Raw genomic sequence first — 7,555 nt, 5'->3', positions numbered from 1 at the left:
GGTAGCGGGCGGGGTGGCCGCGGGTCAGCGCGCGAGGATGCTCAGGATCTCGCTGACCGAACGTCCCCGCGCCGCGAGGGGATAGACGGTGATGGCCAGCCGGATGAGGTTGTCACCCCGGCGGCTGACGCCCGCGGCCGGGACGGGCCAGACCCGGTCCGTCGGGCCGGTCGCCTCCCAGGCGGCCTTGATCGCGGCGAGTGGGCCGGCGACGTCGCCGCGCCGCCAGGCATCGGCGGCCCGGGCGGCGACGTCGATGACGCCGGGACCGGCCGTGGCGACCGCGACCGCCGCCTCGGGACCCGCGGTCAGGATCCACGGCACGAGTCCCGGTGTCGGCTCGATCCGCTGCAGCAGCGAGATCATCGCCTGCGACCGGGGCCCGGTGACAATGGGCGCCGCCGGCGCCCCGTGCCGCGCGACCACGTCCACGGCGCCCGGATGTGCCTGCTCGACGCCGGCCAGGGCCCGGCGCACCGCGGGTTCCAGGTCGAGCGAGGCGAGTGTCACCAGCACGGCCACGGGTATCCGGGCAAGCAGCCCCCCGAGCGGCGCGAGCACCGGCCGGTCGGCCTCGGGTACCCGGCCGAGACACGCGGCCGCGGCAGCGGCCTCGGTCACCGCTATGCCGTGCTCCAGAGCCAGGCCGACCACGGCGACCGGGTCGTCCGTGGTGGCGGCGACGGCCAGATCCACCTCGTCCGCGCCCGCGGGCAGCAGGTCGGCGACCGCCAGCAACCAGGCCCGGGCGGGCGGGTCCAACGCGCCCAGCGCCGACACCAGGCGCGGCGCCCCGTGCAGCGCGGCGGCCACCCGCACCAGGCGGGCACCGCAGGTCGCGGCGACGGTAGCCGGGTCGAGCGCGACCAGCGACGCGACCTCCGCCGCGAAGGACGCGGACGAACCGGCAACCCGACCAGGCGAACCAGACGAACCGGATGGACCGGATGGACCGGATGGACCGGATGGACCCGTGGTGGCCGGCCCCGCCGGACCGGGGGTGAGGGGTCCTGTGGGGTCCGGCTCGCCCCGGGCCGCGCGCGCCGCTTCGACGAGCAGCCGGGGCAGCGGCATCGTGCCCCAGTGAGCGGCCAGATAGGGCGCGGAGACACCCTCCAGCGAGGGGGGCGCGGACTGCGCCCCGCGGCGCAGGACGCCCTCCGCGATCGCGGTGTCGAGCACGTCGGCCACGTCCTGCCCGGACATCCGGGCGAGCCGGACCAGCCAGTCGCGCGCCGCCCCGATCAGGCTGGCCCTGTTCAGGGTCTCGGCGAGCGGATGGATGCCCCAGCGCCGGGACAGGTACAGCCCGACGACGTCGTCGTCGAACAGGGCCACTGCCCACGCCGACATGCCCGGCCTGCCGAGCAGGTTCTCCTGGAAGGCGGTCTCGATCACCGTCGACGGGTCCGCCGCGACAAGCTCGGCGAACTGCGTGGTCCAGACGATGTCCTCGACGGCGAGGCATCGGACGATCTTCAGCAGGGTGTCGAGCGGCAGGACGCCCCACCGGGATCGCGCGAACGCGACGACGCGCGGATCGACCCACCAGACGGGATCGGGCGGCGGGTCAGCCTGGTGCAGGCCCGCCGTGACGGCCTCGTCGACGAGGTCGCCCGGATTCGCGCCGAGCGCGGCGCCGAAGGAACGCAGCCACTCCAGGTCGCCGTTCACCAGGACCCGGACCGTCGCCATGATGTCCCGCAGCGACCGTTCGTCCCAGCGTGCGGCGACGTAGCCGGCGATCAGCGGCGGCAGCGCCGCGTCCGTCAGCGCGTCCGTCGCCGCGTCCGTCGGCGAGGCCTCGCCGAGGATGCCCTCCGCGACGGCCCGGTCGATCGCGCTGGAGACCGGGACCGCGGCGGCGTCGGCCACCGCGCGCAGCCAGCCGACGCTCGACCGCGTCAGGTCCCGGGCCACGTCGAGCAACGTCACCAACGGCACCGCGGTCCACCGTTCGGTGAGGTAGGAGGCGACGTCCGCATGGGACCAGTCGGATGGTGATGGTGGCCGCGCCTGGCCGAGCAGGCGCTGGGCACGTGCCGCGTCGACCACCTCCGACACGGACGCCCCGACCGTGACGGCCACCGAGCGGATCCAGAGCAGGTCACCCGCGGCCAGCACCCGCCCGAGCTCGATCAGCTCGGCGAGGCTCGCCGTTTCCCACCGTTCGGCGAGGCACCCGGCGATGTCGGGGTCCCACCGCGACGGCGGCACCGGACCCGGTCCGGCCAGGAGGTTCTCCTCGATCGCCCGGTCCCGCACCTCGTCGGCCGCCAGCCCGCCGGCAGCCGCGAGGGCCGCGCACCAGTCCGGCATCCAGTCCGGCTCAGGGGCGACGACCGGGGTCTCGGCGAATGCGGCCCGCGGGTCCGCGACCGGGGCCGACACGTCCTCGGCGGAGGCGGTCGCGGCGGAGGCGGTCGCGCCCTCCACCACGCCACCGTCCGCGCCACCGTCCGCGCCACCGTCCGCGCCGCCATCCGGGCCGCCATCCGGGCCGCCGTCGAGCACGAACCGGCGGACCTCGTCCTCGGTGAGTCCGGGCACCGCCTCGGCGCCGGCCCGCGCGAGCAGCTCGATCCGGTGGACGATGCCGCTGCCGGGCCGCCCACTCACCGGGCTGGTTCCCCCCCGCAGCACCTCGGGCGTCACCCGGGCACGTTCCGTGAGTTCCCGGATCAGATCGACGGGCAGCAGCGGCGCGCACCGCACCACCGCCGGCGCCGCGCCGGCGACCGCGAGCGAGACAACCGCGTCGCGGTCGAGTCGGGGTGCCCGGGCCAGCACCTGCCCGGTCGCGGCCACCCGTTCGAGGGCCTCGGTCAGCTCGGTCAGGCCGACCGCGGTGATCTGCCAGACGTCACCCCAGCAACCGGTGAGGACACCGGTCGCGGGCAGCGTCTCGGCGAGCAGCATCCGGCGGGTCTCCGGCCGGATCCGCTCCCGCCTGACCAGCCGCATCACGTCGATGACGATCCGGCGCTCGGCCGGCAGCGGCCGCAGGACCGCCGCGAGCTCGTCGAGCATCTTCGCGCTGTCCCGGGCCGCCAGGACGCTCTGCTGCTCGGCGAGCTCCGCGGTGACCGTGACAATCAGGTCCGGCCGCCCGGCGAACGCCCGACCGATCTCCTGCAGCATCGTCATGATTGCGCTACGCCCACCGCGTTGCGGGCTGCCGGTGTCGGCCGCGAGGGCACTCTCGTCCGGGTTCACCAGCAGGTGCGCGAAGGCCGCGGCGAACAGCCGCCGGGCCGCGCTCTGCCCCGCCGTCGCTCCGATGCGCCTGCGCAGCCCCTGCAACGAGACGTCATCGACCAGCGGCAGGTCCCGCCAGGCGCGCGGAACGTGGGCTTGGCCGTCCTCGTCGAGCAGCGGCAGCGCGAACTCCACCGGCTGGCCGGCGCTCGCCAGGGCCTTCGGTTCGGTCAGAGCCGCCGGGTCGACACCGAAGGCGATGATCCGGGCCGGATCGGGCACCGCGCCGTCCGGTGCCCGGTGCGCGGACCGCACGCGTCGCAGCGCAACCAGGGTCCGGGCGAGGTCGTCGGGCGGGCAGAGCAGCCAGCCGGAACCGCCGAGCAGGCCAGCCAGCGGGCTGGACAGGTCCGCGGCCTCGAAGGCGGCCACCCCGACCGCCGCCCGCCCGGACTGCAGGCTCGCCGCGAGGCGCACCGGCTCCGGGTTGACCCGGCGCTCGGCCGTCATGACCTCCGTCCCCGCCGGCGCGAACACTCCCCGCAGGCCCTTGGGATCGCCGCGCGGGGTGAGCGTCTCGTCGAAACGGCGCACCGTCACCGGGCGCTGCTCACCGGCCTGCAGGACGGTGGTGAGATCGACGTCGAACCCGGTGCCGGAACGCGGCACGAACACCCGGACGCCGTACCTGAGCTTCATCACGACGAACCGGGGGTCGACCCGGTCGACCGTGCCCAGGTACGTACCGCCGACCAGGCCCCGCTCGAAGCGGGGGTTGCGGTCGCCGAACCCGCCACGGGCCGCGGCGTCGTGATGGTAGGCGATGATGACGTCGGAGGCGGCGAGACCCTCGGTGATCTTCGTGCGCCGCGCCGCGGCGGCCAGCGTCGTGAGCTCCTCCCGGAGCCGGCCGGGCTGCAGGTCGGCAACCCGGGCGTCGATCCCGCAGCCCCGCAGGTACCGGTCCACCGCCTGCTCGCGCGCCGCCCGCGATCCGCCCGTCACCGCACCGTAGGCGGTCGGCCGGCGGCCGGTGGACAACCACCCGATCAGCCGGGCCAACGCCCGGACCTGCGCTGCCCGCCACTCCTCCAGCGGGGCGTCCGGTGCCGGGATGTCGTCGCCGAGCAGTTCCACCGTGTCCTGGCTACGTTCGGACGCGGGCGGGATCACCCCCCGGGCCGGCGCGTACCCGTGGCGGCCGTACCCGACCAGCCGCAGCGATCCCCGGCAGTGCACGAGATGGTCCGGGCTGAGCTCGATGGGAACGACGCCGAGCTGGGTCGCGGCGTCGTCGAGCAGCGCGCCGAGCGGGGCGAGCATGTCCATGACGTCCGCGGGGGCCGCGAACTCGCCGTTCGCGAGCTGCGCGGCCATGCTGTCGTCCCCGCGTTGCCGCTCGAGCGGGTCGGTGAGCGGGCCAGCCGCCCAGCTCGTGATGTAACCCGTGGGCACCTCGTAACCCGTGGGCACCCCGTAACCCGTGGGCACCCCGTAACCCGTGGGCGCCCCGTCGGGGCCGTCGACGATGTCGAGCAGCAGGGGGGTCAGCGGGTTGCCGAGCGAGAGCAGCTCCATACCGACCCGTAGCGTCGACGGGCCGCCCGCGCCGGCCGTACGCAGGGCGCCGAAGCCCAGCCCGGCGAGGCTGACCAGGCGTACCCGGCAGTCGGCCCCGGCGCCGCGGATCCGCCGGGGCATCTCCCGCCAGGTCCGGCCGCTGCGGCCCACGACCGCCGGACGCTGGTCCGCCGCTTCCCCCGCTTCCGCCGGCGGCGCGCCCGGCGTGGACCGCGCGCCTCCGGTCCGCGCCGGCCGGTGTCCCCGCTGCGCCGACGCGGCGCCGTCGGCGAGTCGGGCGGGTCCGGCGGGTCCGGCGGGGAGCGGCTCGGGGTCCGCGAAGTCGTCGAAGTCGTCCGCGGCGGCGGGACCCGCGGTGCCGGCCGGGTACCCGCCACCACCCGAAGACGCCGCGCTCCCCGGATACCCGCCACCACCCGGAGACGCCGCGCCGGGCGATCCCGTCCGACCGCCCTGGAAGGCCCCGCCGTTCGAGCCCGCTCCGCCGTCGGGCTGGCTCCCCCACGGACTCCGGTTCCACCAGCTCACGGTTGCGGCTCCTCATCCGACAGGACCTCGCGGGCGACCAGCGCGGTGCGCACCGCGGCGATCTCCGCACGTAGCACGGTGGCGGTGCCGAGCCGGAAGCGCGGATCGGCGGGCAGGCAGTCGGTGATCAGGCGGATCAGCATGGGGTGCACGCGACGGGCCGCGAGCTCACCCCGCAACTGCCGCAGCTTCTCGTCCCGCGCCTCGGCGTCCGCCTGGGAACCGGCGGCGTCCGCGGCCGACCTGGCCTCGGTCGCCCCGCCGAGCCAGTCGTCCGGGCGGTCACCGGTCAGCGCGAACAGCAGGGTGGCCGCCAGGCAGTGCAGATCGTACTGCGGGCTGAGCGGCTCGGCTCCCGGCGGGGCATAGCCCGGGGTCGCGGTGGTGGGCATGACCTTGGCCGACGGCTCGACGATCGCCGCCGTCGACAAGTCGACGAGCGAGTACCGAGGTGGGTCACCGGCGGCGAGGATGTTCTCCGGCTTGATGTCGCCGTGGACCCAGTACCCCCTGATCCGTTCCTCATGCTGGTAGAGCCGCTGCGGTCGGATCGTGTGCATCGCCTCCAGCGTGGCGCTGATCTGGTCGGCCAGTTCGACGACCTGGCGGGCGCTGAGCGGGCCAGACTCGGTGACCCGGGAGTCGAGCGTGGTGGGCACCATCTGCCCGATGTCACCGATGAACTGCATGACGATGAACGCCTCACGGTTGTACCGCTCGGCCTCCCGCTCGTTGCCCCCGGTCACGAGCGCGTTATGGTCGTGCCGGGTCGGTGAGGGCCCGTAGACGACGTCCACCAGGGCCGGCACCCCATGGGTGATCTCGCCGAGCGCCGCCTGAACGGCGACCGCGTCCTCGACGTCGATCGAGCGCTTCTCGTACTGGGTCCTGGCGTACTCGGGGTTGATGTCGTGGTCGCGGCCGCCCCACCATGCGCCCTTGACGACGACCAGGGCGTTGCTCCACTCGTCCCGGGCGAGCTCGACGTAACCCTGGCCGCCCTCGGCGAGATGACGCACGCAGCGGTACCGGCCACGGCCCCAGGTGCGCGGCACCGACGCGAAGGACGCCCCGTAACGCAACCGTTCGACGATCTCCAGATCGGAGGCGACCGTACTCACCGGCCACCTCCGAGTACCCCACCGCCGCCGGGTCCGCCGCTCCCGAGCACCCCGCCGGCCGGCCAGGGTCCCGTCACACGCACTTCCAGGCCCACGACGTCGCGGACCAGCCAGACCGGCTCCTCGCCGTCCCACCTCTCGGCGACACCCGGCGTCAGCCGCCGGGAACCCAGCCAGGAGCCGTTCGTCGACAGATCGGTGAGCGTCACCGTCCCGTCGCGCTCGTTGCCGACCATCAGATGGCGCCGCGAGACCCGGCCGGCGGCGTCGACCTGAAGCCGGTCGCAGACGTCGACGACGATCAGGTCGTCCGCCGTCCGCTGCACGGCGTTCGGTTGCCGTCCCAGCACGATGCGTTCGCCGGGTCCCACGTTCGGGGTGTCGAACGACGAGCCGTCGCCGCGCCGGACGGTCAGCCGCCAGCCTGTTCCGCCCGGCCGCCCGGCCGCCCTGGTTGCCTCGGCCGCCCTGGTTGCCCCGGCTGCCTTGGCCGCCTCAGCTGCCTGGGCCGCCTCAGCCGCGACGACCGCGTTGACCCTGCCGACCCGCACGAGCGACCCGGCCAGGTGGAGCGGGATATCGAAACACCACTCCCGGGGCAGGTCACGCACCAGCCGGTCGTCGCCCAGACTGGTGCCGTTGTGGGAGCGGTCGACCACCGTCGCCGTGCCGGAAGCCGTGAGGGTGATCTCCACGTGCCGGGTGCTGATGTAGTCGTAACTGCTACCGAGCCCGGCCGTGACGTCAACGAGCCGCTCCGAGCCGAGGTTGTCGTCGGGATGCCGCCCAAGGACGACCGTGGTGCCCACCTCCAACGTCACGAGACGATGGGTGCCGCCACCCTCGATCCGCAGCACGACCGGACCCGCCACCACCCTGGGACCCCACCCGGCGCCGGACGGCACGGGCAGGCCGACGATGGTCGGCGCCCCCGCGGTGCCCGAGGGCGGGATGTAGGCGGGAGCATCGAAGATCGTGGCGGCGCCCCCGAGCGCGCCCCCGAGCGCGCCCCCGAGCGCGTCCCCGAGCGCGTCCGCCAGGGTCCTGCGGCCCCCCTCCCCGGGTTCGCCAGGGCCCGCCTGCCGGTCCGGGGCATCCAGGTCCAGGGGCTCGGTCGCTCCCCGGGG

3 protein-coding genes are annotated in these 7,555 nt (G+C 75.1%); all 3 read right to left on the bottom strand.

From position 1 onward, the window contains the following. Positions 1–24: 24 nt before the first annotated feature. Positions 25–5,307, bottom strand: coding sequence for a hypothetical protein (locus AC08OV_RS22055; protein ID WP_476620251.1), 5,283 nt, complete (start codon positions 5,305–5,307; stop codon positions 25–27). Then, the gene (locus AC08OV_RS22050; protein ID WP_476615123.1) at positions 5,304–6,428 is read right to left on the bottom strand and encodes a protein kinase domain-containing protein; all 1,125 of its coding nucleotides are present in this window, start codon (positions 6,426–6,428) and stop codon (positions 5,304–5,306) included. The genes AC08OV_RS22055 and AC08OV_RS22050 overlap by 4 nt, the downstream gene beginning before the upstream one ends. Beyond that, positions 6,425–7,555: FHA domain-containing protein (locus tag AC08OV_RS22045; protein ID WP_476620250.1), on the bottom strand; the 1,131-nt coding region annotated here is incomplete at its 5' end. The genes AC08OV_RS22045 and AC08OV_RS22050, both read right to left, overlap by 4 nt.

Source organism: Frankia sp. CeTa3Moorea, from assembly GCF_978021225.1.
The sequence above is the reverse complement of the archived record's forward strand: the minus strand, read 5'-3'. Positions and strand labels throughout refer to the sequence as shown.